Annotated in this window: 19 protein-coding genes and 2 tRNA genes; 12 read left to right on the top strand and 9 right to left on the bottom strand. The window is 64.0% G+C overall.

Going from position 1 to position 19811, the window contains the following annotated elements; genetic code table 11:
• Positions 1-308: TCP-1/cpn60 chaperonin family protein (locus tag IB235_RS07455; RefSeq protein WP_304612852.1), on the top strand; the 308-nt coding region annotated here is incomplete at its 5' end.
• A 56-nt stretch (positions 309-364) separates the two neighbouring features.
• Here the strand turns inward: IB235_RS07455 and IB235_RS07460 are convergent.
• Both IB235_RS07460 and IB235_RS07465 read right to left on the bottom strand, forming a co-directional pair.
• Complete coding sequence (locus tag IB235_RS07460) at positions 365-817, bottom strand: Lrp/AsnC family transcriptional regulator (RefSeq protein WP_155039503.1); 453 nt, start codon at positions 815-817, stop codon at positions 365-367.
• Positions 814-1269, bottom strand: coding sequence for an Lrp/AsnC family transcriptional regulator (locus tag IB235_RS07465; RefSeq protein ID WP_155039504.1), 456 nt, complete (start codon positions 1267-1269; stop codon positions 814-816). Before IB235_RS07465 ends, IB235_RS07460 begins: the two co-directional genes overlap by 4 nt.
• 128 nt (positions 1270-1397) lie before the next feature.
• Here IB235_RS07465 and ilvC point away from each other — a divergent pair, with 128 nt between their 5' ends.
• Together ilvC and IB235_RS07475 are read left to right on the top strand one after the other, a co-directional pair.
• Positions 1398-2420 (top strand): ketol-acid reductoisomerase, encoded by a 1023-nt coding sequence (gene ilvC, locus IB235_RS07470; RefSeq protein ID WP_155039505.1) that lies wholly within the window; start codon positions 1398-1400, stop codon positions 2418-2420.
• 173 nt (positions 2421-2593) lie between these two features.
• Entirely contained in the window at positions 2594-3541 is a 948-nt protein-coding gene (locus IB235_RS07475) for a helix-turn-helix domain-containing GNAT family N-acetyltransferase (RefSeq protein ID WP_192336244.1), read from the top strand.
• 131 nt (positions 3542-3672) lie between these two features.
• Here the strand turns inward: IB235_RS07475 and dnaE are convergent, their stop codons facing one another.
• The gene (gene dnaE / locus IB235_RS07480) at positions 3673-7143 is read right to left on the bottom strand and encodes a DNA polymerase III subunit alpha (RefSeq protein WP_192336245.1); all 3471 of its coding nucleotides are present in this window, start codon (positions 7141-7143) and stop codon (positions 3673-3675) included.
• A 96-nt stretch (positions 7144-7239) separates the two neighbouring features.
• Between dnaE and IB235_RS07485 the strand changes: the two genes are divergently transcribed.
• Genes IB235_RS07485 through IB235_RS07500 form a run of 4 tightly spaced genes read left to right on the top strand, consistent with a single transcriptional unit; the run spans position 7240 to position 11809 of the window.
• On the top strand, positions 7240-8757 hold the full coding sequence (locus IB235_RS07485; RefSeq protein ID WP_192336246.1) for an ABC transporter ATP-binding protein: 1518 nt from the start codon (positions 7240-7242) through the stop codon (positions 8755-8757).
• Positions 8744-9814 carry an ABC transporter permease gene (locus IB235_RS07490; protein WP_192336247.1) on the top strand — a complete coding sequence of 357 codons (1071 nt, stop codon included), beginning with the start codon at positions 8744-8746 and terminating at the stop codon, positions 9812-9814. The genes IB235_RS07485 and IB235_RS07490 overlap by 14 nt, the downstream gene beginning before the upstream one ends.
• A complete protein-coding gene (locus IB235_RS07495) occupies positions 9814-10701 on the top strand; it encodes an ABC transporter permease (protein WP_192336248.1) in 888 nt (295 codons plus the stop codon). The genes IB235_RS07490 and IB235_RS07495 overlap by 1 nt, the downstream gene beginning before the upstream one ends.
• Positions 10702-10732: 31 nt before the next feature.
• Positions 10733-11809 carry a BMP family ABC transporter substrate-binding protein gene (locus tag IB235_RS07500; RefSeq protein ID WP_192336424.1) on the top strand — a complete coding sequence of 359 codons (1077 nt, stop codon included), beginning with the start codon at positions 10733-10735 and terminating at the stop codon, positions 11807-11809.
• Between the two features lie 58 nt (positions 11810-11867).
• On the opposite strand, the gene dps is transcribed toward IB235_RS07500, so the two are convergent.
• The 5 genes from dps to IB235_RS07525 all read right to left on the bottom strand — a co-directional run bounded on the left by dps (position 11868) and on the right by IB235_RS07525 (position 15994).
• A complete protein-coding gene (gene dps, locus IB235_RS07505; RefSeq protein ID WP_155039509.1) occupies positions 11868-12341 on the bottom strand; it encodes a DNA starvation/stationary phase protection protein Dps in 474 nt (157 codons plus the stop codon).
• Between the two features lie 139 nt (positions 12342-12480).
• Entirely contained in the window at positions 12481-12714 is a 234-nt protein-coding gene (locus IB235_RS07510; protein ID WP_028720942.1) for an acyl carrier protein, read from the bottom strand.
• Positions 12715-12851: 137 nt separating this feature from the next.
• Entirely contained in the window at positions 12852-13589 is a 738-nt protein-coding gene (gene fabG / locus IB235_RS07515; protein ID WP_192336249.1) for a 3-oxoacyl-ACP reductase FabG, read from the bottom strand.
• Positions 13590-13656: 67 nt separating this feature from the next.
• The gene (gene fabD, locus IB235_RS07520; RefSeq protein ID WP_192336250.1) at positions 13657-14583 is read right to left on the bottom strand and encodes an ACP S-malonyltransferase; all 927 of its coding nucleotides are present in this window, start codon (positions 14581-14583) and stop codon (positions 13657-13659) included.
• A 70-nt stretch (positions 14584-14653) separates the two neighbouring features.
• Positions 14654-15994 carry an ATP-binding protein gene (locus IB235_RS07525; protein WP_192336251.1) on the bottom strand — a complete coding sequence of 447 codons (1341 nt, stop codon included), beginning with the start codon at positions 15992-15994 and terminating at the stop codon, positions 14654-14656.
• Between the two features lie 58 nt (positions 15995-16052).
• On the opposite strand from IB235_RS07525, the gene IB235_RS07530 reads away from it, so the two are divergent.
• From IB235_RS07530 to IB235_RS25805, 5 genes are all read left to right on the top strand, one after another.
• Positions 16053-16922 carry an MBL fold metallo-hydrolase gene (locus tag IB235_RS07530; RefSeq protein ID WP_192336252.1) on the top strand — a complete coding sequence of 290 codons (870 nt, stop codon included), beginning with the start codon at positions 16053-16055 and terminating at the stop codon, positions 16920-16922.
• Positions 16923-17016: 94 nt separating this feature from the next.
• Positions 17017-17091, top strand: a tRNA-Asn gene (locus IB235_RS07535).
• A gap of 32 nt (positions 17092-17123) precedes the next feature.
• Positions 17124-17198: transfer RNA gene (locus IB235_RS07540), tRNA-Asn, on the top strand.
• A gap of 168 nt (positions 17199-17366) precedes the next feature.
• Positions 17367-18530 carry a mechanosensitive ion channel domain-containing protein gene (locus tag IB235_RS25800; protein ID WP_192336253.1) on the top strand — a complete coding sequence of 388 codons (1164 nt, stop codon included), beginning with the start codon at positions 17367-17369 and terminating at the stop codon, positions 18528-18530.
• Positions 18500-18826, top strand: a complete 327-nt coding sequence (locus IB235_RS25805) for a mechanosensitive ion channel domain-containing protein (RefSeq protein ID WP_192336254.1) — start codon at positions 18500-18502, stop codon at positions 18824-18826. The genes IB235_RS25800 and IB235_RS25805 overlap by 31 nt, the downstream gene beginning before the upstream one ends.
• Here IB235_RS25805 and IB235_RS07555 read toward each other — a convergent pair whose 3' ends face one another.
• On the bottom strand, positions 18827-19756 hold the full coding sequence (locus IB235_RS07555) for a hypothetical protein (RefSeq protein WP_192336255.1): 930 nt from the start codon (positions 19754-19756) through the stop codon (positions 18827-18829).
• Between the last annotated feature and the right edge of the window lie 55 nt (positions 19757-19811).

Here is a 19811-nt window from a genome sequence, read left to right on the forward strand (position 1 = left end):
GCCGCGCTCTGGAAGCTCCGATGCGTCAGATCGCTGAAAACGCTGGCGTCGACGGCGCTGTCGTTGCCGGCAAAGTCCGCGAGTCGAACGACAAGGCCTTCGGCTTCAACGCCCAGACCGAAGAATATGGCGACATGTTCAAGTTCGGCGTCATCGACCCGGCCAAAGTCGTCCGCACCGCGCTGGAAGACGCGGCCTCGGTTGCTGGTCTGCTGATCACCACCGAAGCCATGATCGCCGAAAAGCCCGAGCCCAAAGCGGCCGGCGGCGGCATGCCCGACATGGGCGGCATGGGCGGCATGATGTAATCATCCGCTCGTCGCAAGACAGCGAAGGCCGTCCCTTTCGGGGCGGCCTTTTCCGTTTACAGGGGACCGGGACGGCGTTCCTCGGACAGAAGCACGTTCGCCTCGACCTGCCCGACCCCCGGCAGGGTCATGATCCGCCGCCGCAGGATGCGTTCGAAATCGGCAATGTCGCGGGCATGGATGCGCAGGCGGTAGTCGAACTGGCCCAGTACGTGCTGAACGGTCTGGACCTCGGGAATGGCGGTCACCGCGCGTTCGAAATCCTCAAGGCCCACGCGGCCCTTGGCGGCCAGCCGGATGCCAAGGAAAACCGTGACGCCGAATCCCAGCGCCGCCTGATCGATCACCACCCGCCGCCCGGCGATCACGCCCTCATCGGTCAGCCGCTTGATCCGCCGCCACGTCGCGGGCTGGGTCATTCCCAGCGCCCGCCCGACCTCGGCCGCGCTGCGGGTGGCATCCTCGGCCAGCAGGCGCAGGATCGCCAGATCGGTCGCGTCGGGGGTCATAGCGGCAACTCCTGTACGTCCTTGATCGTGGAAACCAGCATCAGGGCGTCGCTATCCGAGACATGCGGCAGGGTCAGGATGCTTTCGCGGTAGACCTGCTGCCAATGCGCCATGTCCCGCGCGATCACCGACAGCCGGAAATCGACCGAGCCAAGGAAGGACTGGATTTCCGTGACCTCTGGGACTTTGCGCGCGGCGGCGAGGAACTTGTCGAAGGCGCGCGGCTCGGTCTTGTCCAGCGTAAAGCGCAGGCTGACCTGCACCTCATAGCCCAGCTTGCGCCAGTCGATGCGGGTTTCCACGGCCCGGATGACGCCGGTCTCGCGCAGGCGCTCCAGCCTGCGCCACAGGCTGGCCGTCGTCACCCCCGCGCGCTCGGCCAGTTCGGCATTGGGCATTGCGGGATCGGCCAGAAGCTGGCGAAGTATGCGTCGGTCTGTCGCGTCTGGCATGATTTTTTCACCTTTGCGAATTTATTGGCATGATCATTTGAAATTTTCCAGAGATTCCGCGAAGAATGCACTGAACTCCTCATGCCAGAATGCTAAAACTCCTGCATCGGATATGAGGAGAGACGCTGATGCGCGTTTACTATGATCGCGACTGCGATGTGAACCTGATCAAAGACAAGAAGATCGCCATGCTGGGCTACGGCTCGCAAGGTCACGCCCATGCGCTGAACCTGCGCGATTCCGGCGCCAAGAACGTCGTCGTCGCCCTGCGCGAAGGCTCGCCCTCGGCCAAGAAAGCCGAAGCCGAAGGCCTGAAGGTCATGGGCATCGCCGAGGCCGCCGCTTGGGCCGACCTGATCATGTTCACCATGCCCGACGAATTGCAGGCCGAGACCTACAAGAAATACGTCCATGACAATATCCGCGAAGGCGCGGCGATCGCTTTCGCCCATGGCCTGAACATCCACTTCGGCCTGATCGAGCCGAAACCCGGCGTCGACATCATCATGATGGCACCGAAGGGCCCCGGCCACACCGTGCGCGGCGAATACACCAAAGGCGGCGGCGTCCCCTGCCTGTTCGCGGTCCATCATGACGCGACCGGCAAAGCGCAGGACATCGCCCTGTCCTATTGCTCGGCCATCGGTGGCGGCCGCTCGGGCATCATCGAGACCAACTTCCGTCAGGAATGCGAAACCGACCTGTTCGGCGAGCAAGCCGTTCTGTGCGGCGGTCTGGTCGAACTGATCCGCATGGGCTTTGAAACCCTGGTCGAAGCTGGCTACGAGCCGGAAATGGCCTATTTCGAGTGCCTGCACGAAGTGAAGCTGATCGTGGACCTGATCTACGAAGGCGGCATCGCGAACATGAACTACTCGATCTCGAACACCGCCGAGTACGGCGAGTATGTCTCGGGCCCGCGCATCCTGCCCTACGAGGAAACCAAGGCCCGCATGAAGGCCGTGCTGACCGACATCCAGACCGGCAAGTTCGTGCGTGACTTCATGCAGGAAAACGCCGTCGGCCAGCCCTTCTTCAAGGCGACCCGCCGCATCAACGACGAACACGAGATCGAAAAAGTCGGCGCCAAGCTGCGCGGCATGATGCCGTGGATCTCGAAAGGCAAAATGGTCGACAAAGAGCGCAACTAAGCGTTCCGACCTTAAGGAAAGCCCCGCCATCGTGCGGGGCTTTTTTGCTTTGCACCGACCGCAGGCCGAACGCCCAAGGAATAGGTATCGCCGCATCACCATGGATTGACCCCATCCATATCGTTGCGTTACACAACCATAAATGTTGCATTGCACAACCAAATGGGCGCGATATGGTGAGTGAATCCACAATCAGCGAAATCAGGGCGGTTTCTCGTACCATCGCCCGCGAATGGGGCTTCATGGGCGGGGAGTTTGCGGGAACGGATCTTTCGCCATCGGCTGTTCATGCCTTGATCGAGATCGAGCAGGGAAATGTCACCGCCCGAGATTTGGGCGAGCGTCTGCATCTTGAAAAATCCAGCATCAGCCGAATGCTGAGAAAGCTGATTGAAGCCGGAGATGTTCATGAAAGCGCAGGTGAGGATGATGGTCGCGTCAAGATCCTGTCATTGACGGCGACGGGCAAGAAGCAGGTCTCGGCGATCCACCAATTTGCGGAAGCACAGGTTGCCACTGCGCTGGCGCAACTGGACCCCAAGCAGGAGGATGCCGTGTTGACCGGCTTGCGCCTTTATAGCCGCGCGCTGAGCAATGCCGTATCCGGTCAGGAGGGCGGTATTGATATCGTGAGGGGATATCAGGCTGGACTGATTGCCCGCATCACCCAAATGCACGCTTTGTACTATGCAAAGGCATGGAACTTTGGACAACGCTTCGAGGCCGTCGTGGCGGGTGGCTTGGCCGAGTTCAGCAATCGGCTGGACAACCCCCGCAACGCAATCTGGACGGCGCGGCGTAACGGCCAGATCTGCGGTTCCGTCGCGATCGATGGCGAGGATCTGGGGAATGGCATTGCCCATCTTCGCTGGTTCATCGTCGACGGCAGCATCCAAGGTGGAGGATGCGGGCGCAAATTGCTGTCCGATGCCCTTGCCTTTGTCGACGAGAATGGCTTCGCCGAAACTCATCTATGGACGTTCAGCGGCCTCGCGGCGGCGCGGCATCTTTACGAGTCATTCGGCTTTGTCCTCGCAGAGGAACATCCCGGTGATCAGTGGGGCAAGAAGGTGATCGAGCAGCGATTTGTAAGGGTGGGAATTCCCACCGAGCGTCCCTGAAATAAGCAGCCACGGGCAATCTGACGGATGCGCAATTGAACATTGCTCGCAGGTCAAGCCGATCTGCGAGCATGAGACACTTGCTCTTGCGACGCGCCCACTTCCGTTCAAACGAACGCAAGTGGGCCCCCCTACTCCTCCAGCACCTCCAACACGCCCGGAATGACCCGCAGGGCCTGACGGGCGGGGGTGGTCAAGGGGGCGTCCTCGGTGATTTCGATGTCGACCAGATCCTCGCCGTCCTTCAGGCGCAGGGTGATCGGGCCGCGAGCGCGGGCGGGGGCGCTGACTTCGGACTGGATGCGGGCCAGCGCCTCGGCGATGCCGGGGACGGCGTCGATGCCGGATATCTCGATCGCCAGACGGTTCGCGCCGGCATCGGCCACCGCCTGATCCAGCGGCACGACACTGCGGGCAAGCAGCTTGACCTGATCGCCGGAAGGTTCAACCTGCACCTGCAAGACGACATTCTCGCCGGGTTCCAGATGCTGCCTGTGCGCGTCCAGCGTATCCGAAAACACCGTGACCTCGTAAAGTCCGGTCGGGTCGGACAGGCCGACAAAGGCGAAGCGAGTCCCGCGGGCGGATTTCTTTTCCTGTCGGAAGGCGACCGTACCCGCCAGTTGCGCGACCAGCGCACCATCGGCAGCGGCAGCCGTCACCTCGGCCAGCGTCTGCACGTTCTTGCGGCGCAGCGCGGGCAGGTAGTCGTCCAGCGGATGACCGGACAGGTAGAAGCCGACGGCGGCATGTTCCTCGCCCAGCTTTTCGGCGGGCATCCAGATCGGTGCCACGACCGGGCGCGGCGGCGGCAGATCCTCGCCCCCGCCGAACAGCGAGGACTGGCTCGAGGCCGCAGCCTCTTGCACGGCCTGCGACCACGCAACCAGTCCATCCAGTGATTTCAGAACCTTGGAGCGGCTTTCCTCGATAAGATCGAAGGCTCCGGCGCGAGCCAGCATTTCCAGCGGGCGCTTGCCGACACGGCGCATGTCGACGCGGCGGGCAAAGTCATGCAGATCGCGGAAAGGTCTGTCGCCACGCGCCTCGACGATCATCCGCATCGCCTCGACGCCGACGCCCTTCAGCGCGCCCAGCGCATAGACGATCCGGCCATCCTTGACGGTGAAAGTCGCGTCCGAGCGGTTGACGCAGGGCGGGACCGTCTCGATCCCCATGCGGTCGGCCTCGCGCTTGTAGACGGCCAGCTTGTCGGTCAGGTGGATATCGCAGTTCATCACCGCGGCCATGAATTCGACCGGGTGGTTGGCCTTGAGCCATGCAGTCTGATAGCTGACCACGGCATAGGCGGCGGCGTGCGACTTGTTGAAGCCGTAATTCGCGAATTTCTCAAGCAGGTCAAAGACCTCGCCCGCCTTCTTGCCGTCGATGCCCTGTTCCTTGCAGCCCTCGACGAATTTCGGGCGCTCCTTGGCCATCTCCTCGGCGATCTTCTTGCCCATGGCACGGCGCAGCAGGTCGGCGCCGCCAAGCGAGTAGCCCGCCATGACCTGCGCGATCTGCATCACCTGTTCCTGATAGACGATGATGCCCTGCGTCTCGGCCAGGATGGGGTCGATGGTCGGATGCAGCGATTCAAGCGGGCGCAGGCCGTTCTTGACCTCGCAATAGGTCGGGATGTTCTCCATCGGGCCGGGGCGGTACAGCGCCACCAGTGCCACGATATCCTCGATGCAGGTGGGCTTCATGCGCCGCAGCGCATCCATCATCCCCGAGCTTTCCACCTGGAACACCGCCACCGTGCGGGCGCTGGCGAACAGGTCATAGCTGGGCTTGTCGTCCAGCGGGATGGCGTTGATCTGGTTTTCCGCACCGTCGGCGGGCAGGTAAAGCTGGCGTCCGTCGGCGGCGACATGCAGGGGCCGCCCGCCGCCATTGATCAGGTCGACGGCGTTCTGAATGACGGTCAGGGTCTTCAGGCCAAGGAAGTCGAATTTCACCAGCCCGGCTGCCTCGACCCATTTCATATTGAACTGGGTGGCGGGCATGTCCGAGGCCGGGTCGCGGTAAAGCGGCACCAGCTTGTCCAAGGGACGGTCTCCGATCACCACACCGGCGGCGTGGGTCGAGGCGTTGCGCAGCAGCCCTTCCAGCTTTGCCGCGTAATCCAGCAGGCGGCCAACGACCTCTTCCTTGGCGGCTTCGCGCAGGCGTGGCTCATCGGCCAGCGCCTTGGTGACGCTGACGGGCTTCACCCCCTCGACCGGGATCATCTTGGACAGGCGATCGACCTGACCGAAGGGCAGTTGCAGCACCCTGCCCACGTCGCGCACCGCCGCCTTGGACAGCAGCGCGCCAAAGGTGATGATCTGGCCAACCTTGTCGCGGCCATATTTCTCCTGCACGTAACGGATGACTTCCTCGCGGCGATCCATGCAGAAGTCGATGTCGAAGTCCGGCATCGAGACCCGTTCCGGGTTCAGGAAGCGTTCGAACAGCAGGCTGTAGCGCAAGGGATCAAGGTCGGTGATGGTCAGCGCATAGGCGACCAGCGAACCCGCCCCCGAGCCCCGGCCCGGCCCGACCGGGATGCCGTGATCCTTGGCCCATTTGATGAAATCGGCCACGATCAGGAAGTAACCGGGGAAGCCCATCTGCTCGATGATGCCCAACTCGAACCGCAGGCGGTATTCGTATTCGGCCAGCGGCACGGCATGGGGAATGATCGCAAGGCGGTCGCGCAGACCGTCCCAGGCCTGACGGCGCAATTCCTCGATTTCATCCTCGGCAAAGCGCGGCAGGATCGGCTTGTGCTTCTTGACAGCAAAGGCGCAGCGCTTGGCGATCTCGACGGTGTTCTCGACCGCCTCGGGCAGATCGGCGAACAGGGTCACCATCTCGGCCGGGGTCTTGAAGTAATGATCCGGGGTCAGGCGGCGGCGCGGCGCGGTCTGGTCGACATAGGCGCGTTCGGAAATGCAGATCAGCGCGTCATGCGCGTCGTAAAGATCGGGCTTGGGGAAATAGACGTCATTCGTGGCGACCAGCGGCAGGTCCAGCGTATAGGCAAGATCGATCATGCCGCCCTCGGATGCCACTTCCTCGGCCACCGGCGTGCCGCCGCCATCCTTGTGGCGCTGCAATTCCACGTAAAGCCGCGTCGGAAAGGCGACGGAAAGCCGCTCCAGCAGCGCCCGCGCATCAGACAGACGCCCCTGCCCGACCAGTTGCCCAAGCGGACCCAGCGCACCGCCGGTCAGGCAGATCAGCCCCTCGGCCCGCGCCTCAAGCTCATCCAGCGTCACATGCGGCAGCGAGCCGTCACTGCGCAGGTAAAGGCACGAGGACAGCTCCATCAGGTTCAGCCAGCCGGCCTCGTTCTGGGCCAGCAGCACGATGGGCGCGGTCACCTCGGCAGACAGGGTCACCTGACAGCCGACGATCGGCTGGACGCCCGCGTCCTGCGCCTTGACCGAAAACTCCAGCGCCGCGAACAGGGCGTTGGAATCCGTTAGGGCAACGGCGGGCATGCCGTTTTGGGCCGCAAGATCGGCTAACTTCTTGACCGGCACGGCTCCTTCCAGAAGCGAATGTTCGGAATGCGTGCGCAGGTGGATGAATCGGGGTGAAATTTCCGGCATGCCCGCAATCTAGGCCCTACCTGTCCAACTGTGCAATTGCTCCCCGGCGGAAAACCGCTAAAGGTGACTACAAAAGGGGCAGAGAGGCGCGCAACAGTGAGTGATGTTTTCCGGGCCGAGGGCCTGGGCAAGACCTATCCCGGCGTGCGCGCCAATGACGATATCAGCTTCTCGGTCGGAGCGGGCGAAATCCACGCGCTGCTGGGCGAGAATGGCGCGGGAAAATCCACCCTCGTCAAGATGATCTACGGGCTTGTTCGACCCGACGAAGGTCATATGCAGCTCTCGGACGCCCCCCATGCCCCCGCCGATCCGCGTGCGGCGCGGGCATCTGGTGTGGCGATGGTGTTCCAGCATTTTTCGCTGTTCGATGCGCTGACGGTTGCTGAAAACATCGCCCTTGGCATGGAAAACCCGCCGCCCCGCGCGGAACTGTCGCGCCGCATCGCGGAACTGTCGCAGGCCTATGGCCTGCCGCTGAACCCGGCCCGCCGCATCGCCAGCCTGTCCGCCGGTGAGCGTCAGCGGGTCGAGATCCTGCGCTGCCTGCTGCAAAACCCGCGCCTGCTGATCATGGATGAACCGACCAGCGTTCTGACCCCGCAAGAGGCCGAGATCCTGTTCGCCACCCTGCGCCAACTGGCCGCCGCAGGCACCGCGATCCTGTATATCAGCCACAAGCTTGAGGAAATCCGCACGCATTGCGACCGCGCCACCATCCTGCGCCACGGCAAGGTCGTGGGCACGGTCGATCCGCGCGCCCATTCCGCCCGCGAGCTGGCGGCGATGATGGTGGGCGCCGAGATGAAGCTGGTCGACCGTTCGGGCCGCAAGCCCGGCGAGGTCGTGCTGGATGTCAAAGCGCTGTCCACCCCTGCCGCGACCGAGGGCGTGACGCTGAAGAACATCTCGCTGACCCTGCGCACTGGTGAAATTCTGGGCATCGGCGGCGTCGCCGGGAACGGTCAGGACGAGTTGCTGGCCGCGCTCTCGGGTGAGATCACCACGCCTCATGGCACCGTCACCCTTTCCAGCACTGACCTTTCGGCACTTGGTCCCGATCCGCGCCGCGCCGCAGGGCTGCTTTCCGCGCCCGAGGACCGGCTGGGCCATGCCGCCGTGCCGCAATTCAGCCTGACCGAGAACACCCTGCTGACCGCAGGCGGTCGGCAGGACATCGTCAAGCGCGGCTTGATCGACCACAATGCCGCCCGCGCCTTTGCCGAACGCGTCATCAAGGCATTCGACGTGCGCACCCCCGGCCCCGGCACCGCTGCTGGCGCGCTGTCCGGCGGCAACCTGCAGAAATTCGTCATCGGGCGCGAGGTGCTGGGCGGGCCAAAAGTTCTGGTCGTGAACCAGCCGACATGGGGCGTCGATGCCGGGGCCGCCGCTGCGATCCGTCAGGCGCTGCTGGATCTGGCCGCCAAGGGTGCAGGCGTCATTGTCATCAGCCAGGATCTGGATGAGCTGCTGGAGCTGTCCGACCGCTTCTGCGCCCTGAACGAAGGAAGACTATCGCCGCCCCGCCCGACCGAGGGCCTGACCATCGATGAGATCGGCCTGATGCTTGGCGGCGCACATGGAATGGAGGTCGGTCATGTTCCGGCTTGAGCCGCGCGCCAGCGCCCCCCTGCTTTGGCAGGTCGCGACGCCCGTCATGGCCGTCATTGCCACGATGATCACCGGGGGGCTGCTGTTCGCGGCCCTCGGCTTCGATCCGGTGGCCTCGATCCGCACGATCTTCTGGGACCCGCTATTTGGCCCCGCATCGGGCTATTCGCGCCCGCAACTTCTGGTCAAGGCCGGGCCGCTGATCCTGATCGCCTCGGGGTTGGCCTTGGGCTTCCGGGCAGGCATCTGGAACATCGGGGCCGAGGGGCAATATATCATCGGCGCGATCTGCGGTGCCGCCGTGGCGCTGGCCGCCTATCCGCATGAGGCCTTCTGGATCTTCCCGGCGATGATCGTCGCCGGTGCGGTCGGCGGCTGGGCATGGGGCATGATCCCGGCGCTGCTACGCAACTGGTTCGGCGCCTCCGAGATCCTTGTGTCGCTGATGCTGGTCTATGTCGCGCAAAAGATCGCGGCATGGATGGCCTTTGGCCCGATGAAGAACCCCGAAGGCTTCAACTTCCCCGGCTCGCGCAACCTGCAGCAATATCCCTCGGCCTCGAACCCGGAACTGATCGCCAATACCGGGCTGCATTGGGGCGTGATCGCGGCTGTGGTCGCGCTGGTGGTGACGTGGTTCGTGATGTCGCGCCATATCCTTGGCTTCCGCATCCGCACCGCTGGCGCGGCCCCCCGCGCCGCCCGCTTCGCCGGTGTGCGGCCCGAACGTCTGGTGGCCTTGTGTCTTGGCCTGTCCGGCGCGCTGGCGGGGCTGGCGGGCCTGTTCGAGGTCGCGGGACCAGCAGGCCAGATCACCGAAAGCTTCGGCTCGGGCTACGGCTTCACTGCGATCATCGTGGCCTTCCTTGGCCGGCTGCACCCCTTGGGCATCCTGCTTGCGGGCCTGCTGATGGCGCTGACCTATATCGGCGGGGAACTCGCGCAAATGATGCTGAACCTGCCCGCATCCACGGTGCAGGTGTTCCAGGGGATGCTCCTGTTCTTCCTGTTGGGTTTCGACATCCTGACCCGCTACCGCATCCGGAGGCGCGCCTGATGATCGACCCGATTGCCGTTTTCGTCCTGCTTCTGGGTGCCGCCACCCCCATCCTGTTCGCCGCACTTGGCGAGTTGGTGGTGGAACGCGCGGGCGTCCTGAACCTTGGCGTCGAGGGGATGATGATCGGCGGCGCGCTGGCGGGTTTTGCAAGTGCCCATGCCACCGGCAGCCCCGCCTTGGGCTTTGTCGCCGCAGCGATTGCCGGGGCCGCGCTGTCGATGATCTTTGCGGCTCTGACCCAGTTCCTGCTGTCCAATCAGGTCGCCACCGGCCTTGCGTTGACGCTGTTCGGGCTAGGCCTGACCGCGATGTTCGGCAAGCCCTTCGAAGGCGTGAAAGCGCCCTCGATGATGGCGGGACCCTTGGGCCTAAACCTGATGATCTGGCTGGGCCTGCTGGCGGTCCCCGCTGTCTGGTGGTTCCTGATGCGCAGCCGCGCAGGGCTGATCCTGCGCGCGGTTGGTGAAAACCACGACGCCGCGCATGGTCTGGGCTACCCGGTCCGCAAGGTCCGCATCGCGGCAATCGCCTTTGGCGGCGCGATGGCAGGACTGGGCGGGGCCTATATTTCCATCGCCACCGTGCTGCAATGGACCGAGGGCATGACCGCAGGCGCGGGCTGGATCGCGCTAGCCATCGTCGTCTTTGCGCAATGGAATCCTTGGGGCGTGCTGGCAGGCGCGTGGCTGTTTGGCGGCGTGACCGTCCTGCAACTGCGCCTTCAGGCGGCAGGCGTCGCCGTGCCGGTGCAGCTTTTGTCGATGGCCCCCTATCTGGCGACGATTATCGTGCTGGTCGCGATCTCGGCGCGGCAGAAATTCGGACGCTCCGGCGCCGGGTCCACCCCCGGCTCGCTCGGGCAACCCTTCCACGCGCTGCGCTAAGCAGCCAAACCCTGACAGGAGAGTGACAGTGATCAATCGCAGAACCCTACTTGGCAGCGCCGCGGCGCTGGTTGCAGCATCCAGCCTGCCCGCCCTTGCCCAAGGTGAAAAGCTGAAGATCGGCTTCATCTATGTCGGCCCGGTCGGCGATGGCGGCTGGACCTTCCAGCACGATCTGGCCCGTCAGGCGGTCGAGAAGGAATATGGCGACAAGGTCGAGACCACCTTCATCGAATCCGTACCGGAAGGTGCCGATGCCGAGCGTGCCCTGACCCAGCTGGCGCTGGCGGGCAACAAGATGATCTTCGCGACCAGCTTCGGTTTCATGGACGCGACCGTCAACGTCGCCAAGAAATTCCCCGACATCAAGTTCGAGCATGCCACCGGCTACAAGCGCTCGGACAACCTTGCGACCTATGACGCCCGCTTCTACGAAGGCCGCGCCGTCATCGGCACCATTGCGGGCCGCATGACCAAGTCGAACAAGATCGGCTATATCGGCTCGTTCCCGATCCCCGAAGTCATCCAGGGCATCAACTCGGCCTTCATCCACGCCCGCAAGGTGAACCCGAATGTCGAGATGAAGGTGGTCTGGGTCTATAGCTGGTTCGACCCCGCCAAAGAGGCCGATGCCGCCGCCGCCCTGATCGCCGAAGGCGTCGACGTGTTCATGCAGCACACCGACTCGACCGCGCCGCTGGCGAAAGCACAAGAGGCAGGCGTCCTCGGCTTCGGTCAGGCCTCCGACATGGCCAGCTTCGCGCCGAAGCCCCGCATCTCGTCCATCGTCGACAACTGGGCGCCCTATTACATCAAGCGCGTCGGTCAGGCGCTTGACGGAACCTGGAAATCCGAAGCCACCTGGGCAGGCATCGGTGACGGAGAAGTCGTGATCGGTGAGATCACCGAGGCCGTTCCCGCCGAGGTCAAGGCCGAGGCCGAAGCCCTCAAGGCCAAGATCGCCTCGGGCGAATACCACCCCTTCACCGGTCCGGTGAAAAAGCAGGATGGCAGCGACTGGCTGGCCGATGGCGCGACCGCCACGGATGAGGAACTGTCCGGCCTGAACTTCTATGTCGAGGGCATCACCGCCCCGATGCCGAAGTAAGGCTTCTGACAAAAGAAAACCGGGGCTGCGGCCCCGGTTTTTTCATTCGCGCTACCGTTTATTCCAGATGGCTTTCCAGGAACCACAGATCCTTGTCCGCCGTCCGCGACGCGGCCGTGAACAGATCGGCGGTATTGGCATCGCCCGCATCCCCGGTCGTGTCGATCGCCGTGCGGACTTTGGCACCGTAATCCCGCAGTCGTTCGCAGATCGCCTTGATGTGATCCTCGGCCTTGGTCAGGTCGGTCGGATATTCCTTGAGGGTGCTGGCTTTCGCCACCTTCTCGACCGTGCCGATGGCGACGCCGTCCAGCATCTGGACGCGCTCGGCCATCTCGTCGACATGGACTTGCAGATTGCTGAAGGTCTGGTCGAACAGCTCATGCACGGCGATGAAATTGCGGCCCTTGACGTTCCAATGCGCCTGCTTGATCGCCGCGGACAGCGCGACCGCATCGGCCAGCCGTGCGTTCAGCTCGGCGATCGCGGTCTTGCGGGCATTGTCGGTCAGTCCCTGAAGATTGACGGGCATCGGGCTCTCCTCACTCGGTTTCATCCAAGCAACCACTCCACCATGCCCATGGTTCCGGCGCAAGCGCCGCCGCCGAAACGAAAAAGGCGGCGCTTTCCGCTGGGAAAGCACCGCCCGTTCCGTTCAGGATGGGGGTCTATCAGACCGCGCCCTGAATGAATTTGACCGCGTCGCCGAAGGTCTGGATGGTTTCGGCGGCGTCGTCCGGAATCTCGATCCCGAATTCTTCCTCGAACGCCATGACCAGCTCGACCGTGTCCAGAGAATCGGCGCCCAGATCGTCGATGAAGGAGGCGCTCTCGGTCACCTTGTCCTCGTCAACGCCCAGATGCTCGACGACAATTTTCTTCACGCGATCAGCAATATCGCTCATGTCTCTTCCTCATTTTCGCGGGCATCCGCCCAAGATGTGACAGCTCGCGCTGACGAGAGCCCAAGGCGCGGAGCCCTGTAGCCTTGAACGCGGGATATAGCACGGGTTCGTGATCTTGCAACCGCATAAACCACAGATCACAGCATCGCCATACCACCGTTAACATGCAGCGTGGCCCCGGTGACATATCCCGCCTCGGCACTGGCCAGATAAAGGACCGCCGCGGCGATTTCCTGAGCATTGCCCATGCGACCGGCAGGAATCTGGCCCAGAATGCGGCCCTTCTGCTCGTCGTTCAGCTTGTCGGTCATCGCGGTTTCGATGAAACCCGGAGCCACGCAATTGACCGTGATCCCGCGCGAGGCGACTTCCGAGGCCAGGCTTTTCGACATGCCGACCAGACCGGCCTTGGCAGCGGCGTAGTTGCCCTGCCCCGGATTGCCCGTCGCGCCGACGACCGAGGTGATGTTTACGATCCGGCCCCAGCGCGCCTTCATCATGCCGCGCAATACGCCCCGGCACAGGCGGAAGCTCGAGGTCAGGTTGACCTCCAGAACCTGCGACCATTCTTCGTCCGACATGCGCATGAACAGGTTGTCGCGGGTGATCCCGGCATTGTTCACCAGGATGTCGACGCTGCCCATCGCCGCGGCTGCGGCCTTCGGCAGGGCCTCGACCGCGGCCGCATCGCCCAGATTGGCGGTGACGACATGGGCGCGGCTGCCCAGCTTTTCGGCCAGTTCGCGCAAGGGGGCCTCACGCGTGCCCGACAGCGCAACGGTCGCACCGGCCGCATGCAACGCCTCGGCCACCGCGCCGCCGATTCCGCCGGATGCGCCGGTCACCAGCGCGTTCTTTCCCGTCAGATCAAACATCCCGACCTCGTTTTCTTTCTTGTCCAAATATCCCGGGGGTCCGGGGGCAGAGCCCCCGGCGCCGCCCTCAAGCCTTCAGCGCCGCGATATCCGCAGGTGCCCCGACATTCTTCGTGACAGCTTCCTTGGAAATACGCTTGATCATGCCCGACAAGGCCTTGCCCGCGCCGATTTCCCAGAACTCGGTGACACCCGCCCCGGCCAGATACTCGACCGATTCACGCCAGCGTACCGATCCGGTGACCTGCTCGACAAGCAGACGACGGATCTCGCCGGGGTCGGTCACCGCGCTTGCGCGCACATTGGCAACCAGCGGAACCGCAGGGGCCGCGATCTCGACCGCTGCCAGCGCCTCGGCCATGACTGCCGCTGCGGGCTGCATCAGCGCCGAATGGAACGGGGCCGAGACCGGCAGCATCAGCGCGCGTTTCGCGCCACGCTCCTTGGCCAAAGCCGCGGCCCGCTCGACCGCCGCCTTGTGACCCGAGATCACCACCTGCGCCGGATCGTTGTCATTCGCAGCCTGACAGACCTCGCCCTCGGCGGCGTCGCGGGCCAGTTGATCGACGGCGGCAAAATCCAGCCCAAGGATCGCAGCCATCGCGCCCTGCCCGACCGGAACGGCCTCTTGCATGGCCTGACCGCGCAGGCGCAGCAGCCGCGCGGTATCGGCAAGGCTGATTGCGCCGCTGGCGCAAAGTGCGGAATATTCACCCAAGGAATGCCCGGCGACGAAATCGGCATCCTTGATGCCAAAGCCCTCGGCCTCCAGCGCCCGGAACGCAGCGATCGAGGTCGCCATGAGCGCCGGTTGCGCGTTCTGGGTCAGGGTCAGCGTCTCGATATCGCCGTTCCAGATCAGGTCCGAGAGCTTCTCGCCAAGCGCCTCATTGACCTCGGCAAAGACATCCCGCGCGGCCGGATAGGCTTCGGCCAACTCGCGGCCCATGCCGATGACCTGAGCGCCCTGGCCGGGAAAAACGAATGCCCGCATCCTGAAGTCCTTCTTTTTTCAAGTTGCGACAGCCTTACCCCCAGACGCGTTCCACGGCAACTGTGGCGGCTCAGCGCGGAATGACGATCTCGGCCCGCAAACCGCCCAGACGCTTGCCATCGACCAGCCGCAATTGCCCGCCATGGGCGCGCGCGATGTCGGCGGCGATGGTCAGGCCCAGACCCACCCCCTCGCCCCGGTTCTGGTTGCGCGCCGGAACCAGCCGGGTGAAGGGCTTCAGCGCCTCGTCCCGGCGATCGGCAGGAATGCCCGGCCCGTCATCCTCGACCGAGATGCGGAACCAGCCCGGCCCCAATGCGGCCTCGACCTCGGCGCGCTCGCCATAGCGCACGGCATTGCCGATCAGGTTCTCGACCGCACGGCGCAGGCTGTCGCGGCGAAAGATGGCGCGGTCTTCGGGTTCGCCCTGCATCTCGCCCAGTTCGACCGCCTGCCCACCGCGCCGGGCATCGGCGACAATGCCACGCACGAATTCCAGTGCCGGTTCGGCCGCTGGGGGCGCATCCTGCGCCTCATCACGGGCATATTCCAGAAAGGCGTCGACCATCGTGCCCATGGCCGCAACATCGCTTTCCAGCGCCTCGATATCCTCGGGGTCCGGCGGCAGATCCGAGGACAGCATCGACAGGCCCAGCCGCAGCCGGGTCAGCGGCGTGCGCAGGTCATGGCTGACACCGGACAGCATCTGCTTGCGCTGTTCGTTCTGGCGCTCGATCCGGCCGCGCATTTCCAGAAAGGCGGTGCCGGCGCTGCGGATCTCATTGGCGCCGCCGGGCCGATAGGGGATGATCCGGCCCTTGCCATATTCCTCGGCGGCGCGTGCCAGCCGCTTGATCGGCCGCAACTGGTTGCGCAGAAAGATCGTCGCGATCGCCGTCATCAGCAACGAGGTCCCGATCATCAGCACCAGCAGCTGATGCGGGTTCGAGGCGCTGACCCGCACCCGCGGAAAGATCAGCTGATACTGCCCGAAACGGCTGTCCAGCGTCACCGCGACCTCGCGGTGATTGCTCAGGTCCACCCCCTGAACCTGCGGCACGCGGGAATGCAGTTCCTCGATCACCACGCGTCCCGACAGATCGTAATATTCGCGCCAGTCGCGCGCGGGCTCGGTCGCGGGCAGGATCAGCCGCAACCCCAAGGGCCCGGCCTCGCGCAGCGCGCTGATGCGGGCGGCCTTTGCATCCTCGGCCTCATCGATGCGGGTCGCGACCAGGGATATCTCGCGGGTCATGCTGACCGTCATCTGCCGCGTCACGTCCTCGAAATGGCGCTGCAGGAACATGACCGTCACGACGATGGTCACCACCACCACCGGCAGGAACAGGATCAGCGCCGCCCGGCCATATAGTCCGCGCGGCATGATCCGCTTGAGCCATTCAAAATCCATTCCGCCTGATCCCCGCAGGGCCTTTCGCAACTGCCTGAACTGCGTCTAGGCTATCGCCATGACTCACGCTCCGAAAGCCCTGCAGACCATCACTGCCGCCAACCCCTCGCCCCTGACCGGGCCGGGCACGAACAGTTTCCTGCTGGGGCGCGACCAGATCGCGGTCATTGACCCCGGCCCCGACCTGCCCGCCCATCGCGCGGCGATCCTTGCGGCAGCAGCGGGCGGACGGATCACCCATATCCTTGTCACCCATGCCCATCTGGACCATTCCCAAGGCGCGCATGCGCTAGCACAGGCGACGGGCGCGCCGATTTTTGGCTTTGGCCCTGCCGAGGCCGGACGGTCACAGATCATGCAGCGACTGGCGCAGGACGGCGCGCTGGCCGGGGGCGAAGGGATCGACCGCGATTTCACCCCCGACATCCTGCTGGGCGACGGCGAACGGATCGAGACCCCGGAATGGTCGCTGACCGCGCTGCATACGCCCGGCCATTTCGCCGGGCATCTCAGCTTTCAGTGGCAGGACGAGATCTTTTGCGGGGATGTGGTGATGGGCTGGTCCTCGACCCTGATTTCGCCGCCTGATGGCGATCTGGCTGAATATTACCATGCGCTGGCGCGGCTGGATGCGGCAGGTGCCGCCCGGCTGCGTCCCGCGCATGGCGATCCGATCGACAATCCCGCCGCCCGGATTGCCGAACTGCTGGCCCATCGCCAACTGCGCACCCGGCAGATCCTGCAGGCTCTGGCCGACGGTCCGGCAAATGCCGCCGAGCTTGCCGCGCGGATCTATGACATTCCCCCCGCCCTGCAGCCCGCCGCGACCCGCAATGTGCTGGCCCATCTGATCGCCCTGACCGAGGAAGGCCAGCTTCGCCCCGAAAACGCGCTGACCCATGACGCGCGTTTCCATCTGAACCGGTAAAAACCCTTTCTTCTCAGCCCTCTAAAAAATCCTTAAAAAATTTCACCGAAGCACTGGACGACCCCGAACACCGCCGCTATACACCCCCTCGTGTTCCGGCGTAGCTCAGCGGTAGAGCAGTTGACTGTTAATCAATTGGTCGTAGGTTCGATCCCTACCGCCGGAGCCAACACAAACCGCAGCCATTCGATTGGCACTTGTTCCGGCGTAGCTCAGCGGTAGAGCAGTTGACTGTTAATCAATTGGTCGTAGGTTCGATCCCTACCGCCGGAGCCAAGACTTCCGAAAGCTGACGGGAAAAGGCGCATCCAACGGGTGCGCTTTCCTGTTTTGTGCCCGTCGACACCCCGCGACGACATAACGCACATATCGCCCTGCCCACATCGCCTGCCCTGTGATAGCCTGCCGCGCCGACACCAAGCGATCGCCGCAAGGAGAAAAGCTGTGCATCTGCCAATGCCCACTGCCGCCATCACCCCTGCCTTATCCCGGAAATCCGCCACCCCGCACCCCATCCGGGCTGCGGTCAGCGTGATCTTCCTCGCGCTGTTCATGGCGCTTATCCAACTCAGCCCGGCCAGCGCGCAGGTGCTTAGTCCGGGCGGTGGGGGCGAGCCTCCCAAGGTGTCGCAAGAGGATGTGAAAACAGCGGTCAAGGAACTGCTGGCGGCATCCGATCCCAAGCCCGACCCGGTGACGACCGGCAATCCGATGGTCTCGTCAGATGAGCTGGGCTTCCTGATGCAGCCGCTGACGAAAACCGAGCTCAAGACCGAAATGTCGGGCTGGCTGAAGTTGCTGCAAGGCGCGGTGGCCGACTTGTCCGCGGCCGAGCTGGAATCCTTCAACCTGAACGCCGAGATCGAAAAGGCGAATGCCGACAAGCCCAAGCCCGAGGAAGGAGCCAAGCCCGTCCTGACCCCCGAACAGGAGGCCATGGCCGAAAAGGTCGGTAAGCTGCGCGAGACGCGCACCGCGATCTCGGACCGCTTCCGCGAGGTCATGGACGCCTATGAGAATAAGGGCGGCGCGCCCGAGGATACCGCCGATTACCGCACCTATGTCAAAGAGGTCGGCGGCGTTCAGGTCGACACGACCAACCTGCGCTCGGCGCTGCTGACGCTGAAAGTCTGGGCCAATGCCGAGGATGGCGGCCAGCGGCTGGCCCGTCGTCTGGGTACGCTGCTGCTATGGACCGTGATTGGCGTCGCGGGGGGGTGGCTGATCAGTCTGATCGTGAACATGGCGCTGAAACGGACCCGCTTCACCTCGAAGTTGATGCGCCACTTCCTGCGCCTCTGGATCGCGCGTCTGGGCGGGTTGGTCGGCTTCCTGATCGGGCTGTCATGGATCGGGACCAACATGACGCCGATCCTGGCCGGTCTGGGTGCCGCCGGTTTCATTCTGGCCTTTGCGCTGCAGGACACGATCAGCAATTTCGCCAGCGGTCTGCTGATCCTGTTCCTGCGCCCCTTCGATGCCGGGGACGAGATCGAGGCAGCCGGAGTCTCGGGCGAGGTCGAGAAGGTCTCGTTGTTCTCGACCATCTCAGCACCGCCGAGAACCGCAAGGTCATCGTGCCGAACAACAAGATCTGGGAGGACGTGATCGTCAACTCGACCGGGGCCGATACCCGTCGCCTGTCACTGGAAGTCGAGGTCGATGCCTCGAAGCACAGCCTTGAGGAATCCGAGACGTTGCTGCGTCAGGTCATGGACGATCATCCCGACGTTCTGGACGATCCCGCACCGACCCTGACGCTTAGCGCGATGACCGGCGATACCTATACCTTCACCTGCTGGCCCTGGGTCCAGACCGGTCAGCGCGACCGCGTGCGCTGGGAACTGGTTTCGCGTTTCGGGCGCGAGCTGAACGTGGTCAAGGGCGCGACCAAGGCAAGCTGATCACAGCAGCTCTCGCAAGACCTGCGTGACCGGCAGGTGGAACAGCAGCTCGGTATTCGTGTGATGCCAGGCGCTTTTCACCCGCCGGTCCGTTCCGATCATCGGCCGCGAGTTCATCAGCCCGAAGCCGTCAAGTTCGCCCATCACGTCGATGACCTGCGTCCATGGCTTGGGCATGGCGATCTTGGCACTGAAGGTCACGATCCGCCCGTTTTGGGCCAATGCCCCGGCCCGAGCCGGATCATGCTGGAGCAGCGCGAACAAGGCCTCGGAAATCACCAGATTGCCCTTGGAATGGCCGACCAGCAGTGAGACGTCGATCATCCCCAGCAGCGACAGCAGCGTCTTGACGTCCAGGCTGCGCCGGATCGCCATGCTGATCTGCCCATTCGGCACCTCAAGCGAGGACGGCATCATCCGTGTCGCAGCATCCAGCGGCTCAAAGGCGTGGCGGACCGCGTTGACCCAGCCGAACCAGAAGAACCCGCCCAAGGACTCGGAAAACAGGTCCGCCAGCCCATAGCCAGAAACGACGCCCAGCACCGGCCCGTCAATCGCATCCGCGACATTGCGCGCGAAAGCCGCCGTGCCCAAGGCCGACGAGCCGACACCCGCGACCGCGATGCAATCGGCCATGCCGCGATGCGCTTCGGCCCGGAACGCATCGAAATCCTGCCAAAGCCTCAGCCCGCCCCGTCCCGAGGGCTGGACCAGCAGGATCGCCCCTTCCCGCGCATAGCCCGGTGCCAGTTGCGCGACCTCATCGTGATTCAGGGTTCCCAGATCGTAGAAGATATAGTCCAGAAAGGCGTTGCGCTCTCGGATTGGCTCCAGCAGCGCCTCCTTCAGGGGATTGGGCGCAGAGATCTTCTCGGGCAGAGAGATCAGCCGCGCCGCCTGCGCAGCCCCGAGAGATTGAGCGGATTTCATGCCATCACCTCAATCAAACAAGGATGATGTTAACCCGATCCCGGCTTTTCCCGGG

This window comes from Paracoccus sp. PAR01 (assembly GCF_014851995.1).
GTDB classification, from domain to species: domain Bacteria; phylum Pseudomonadota; class Alphaproteobacteria; order Rhodobacterales; family Rhodobacteraceae; genus Paracoccus; species Paracoccus litorisediminis.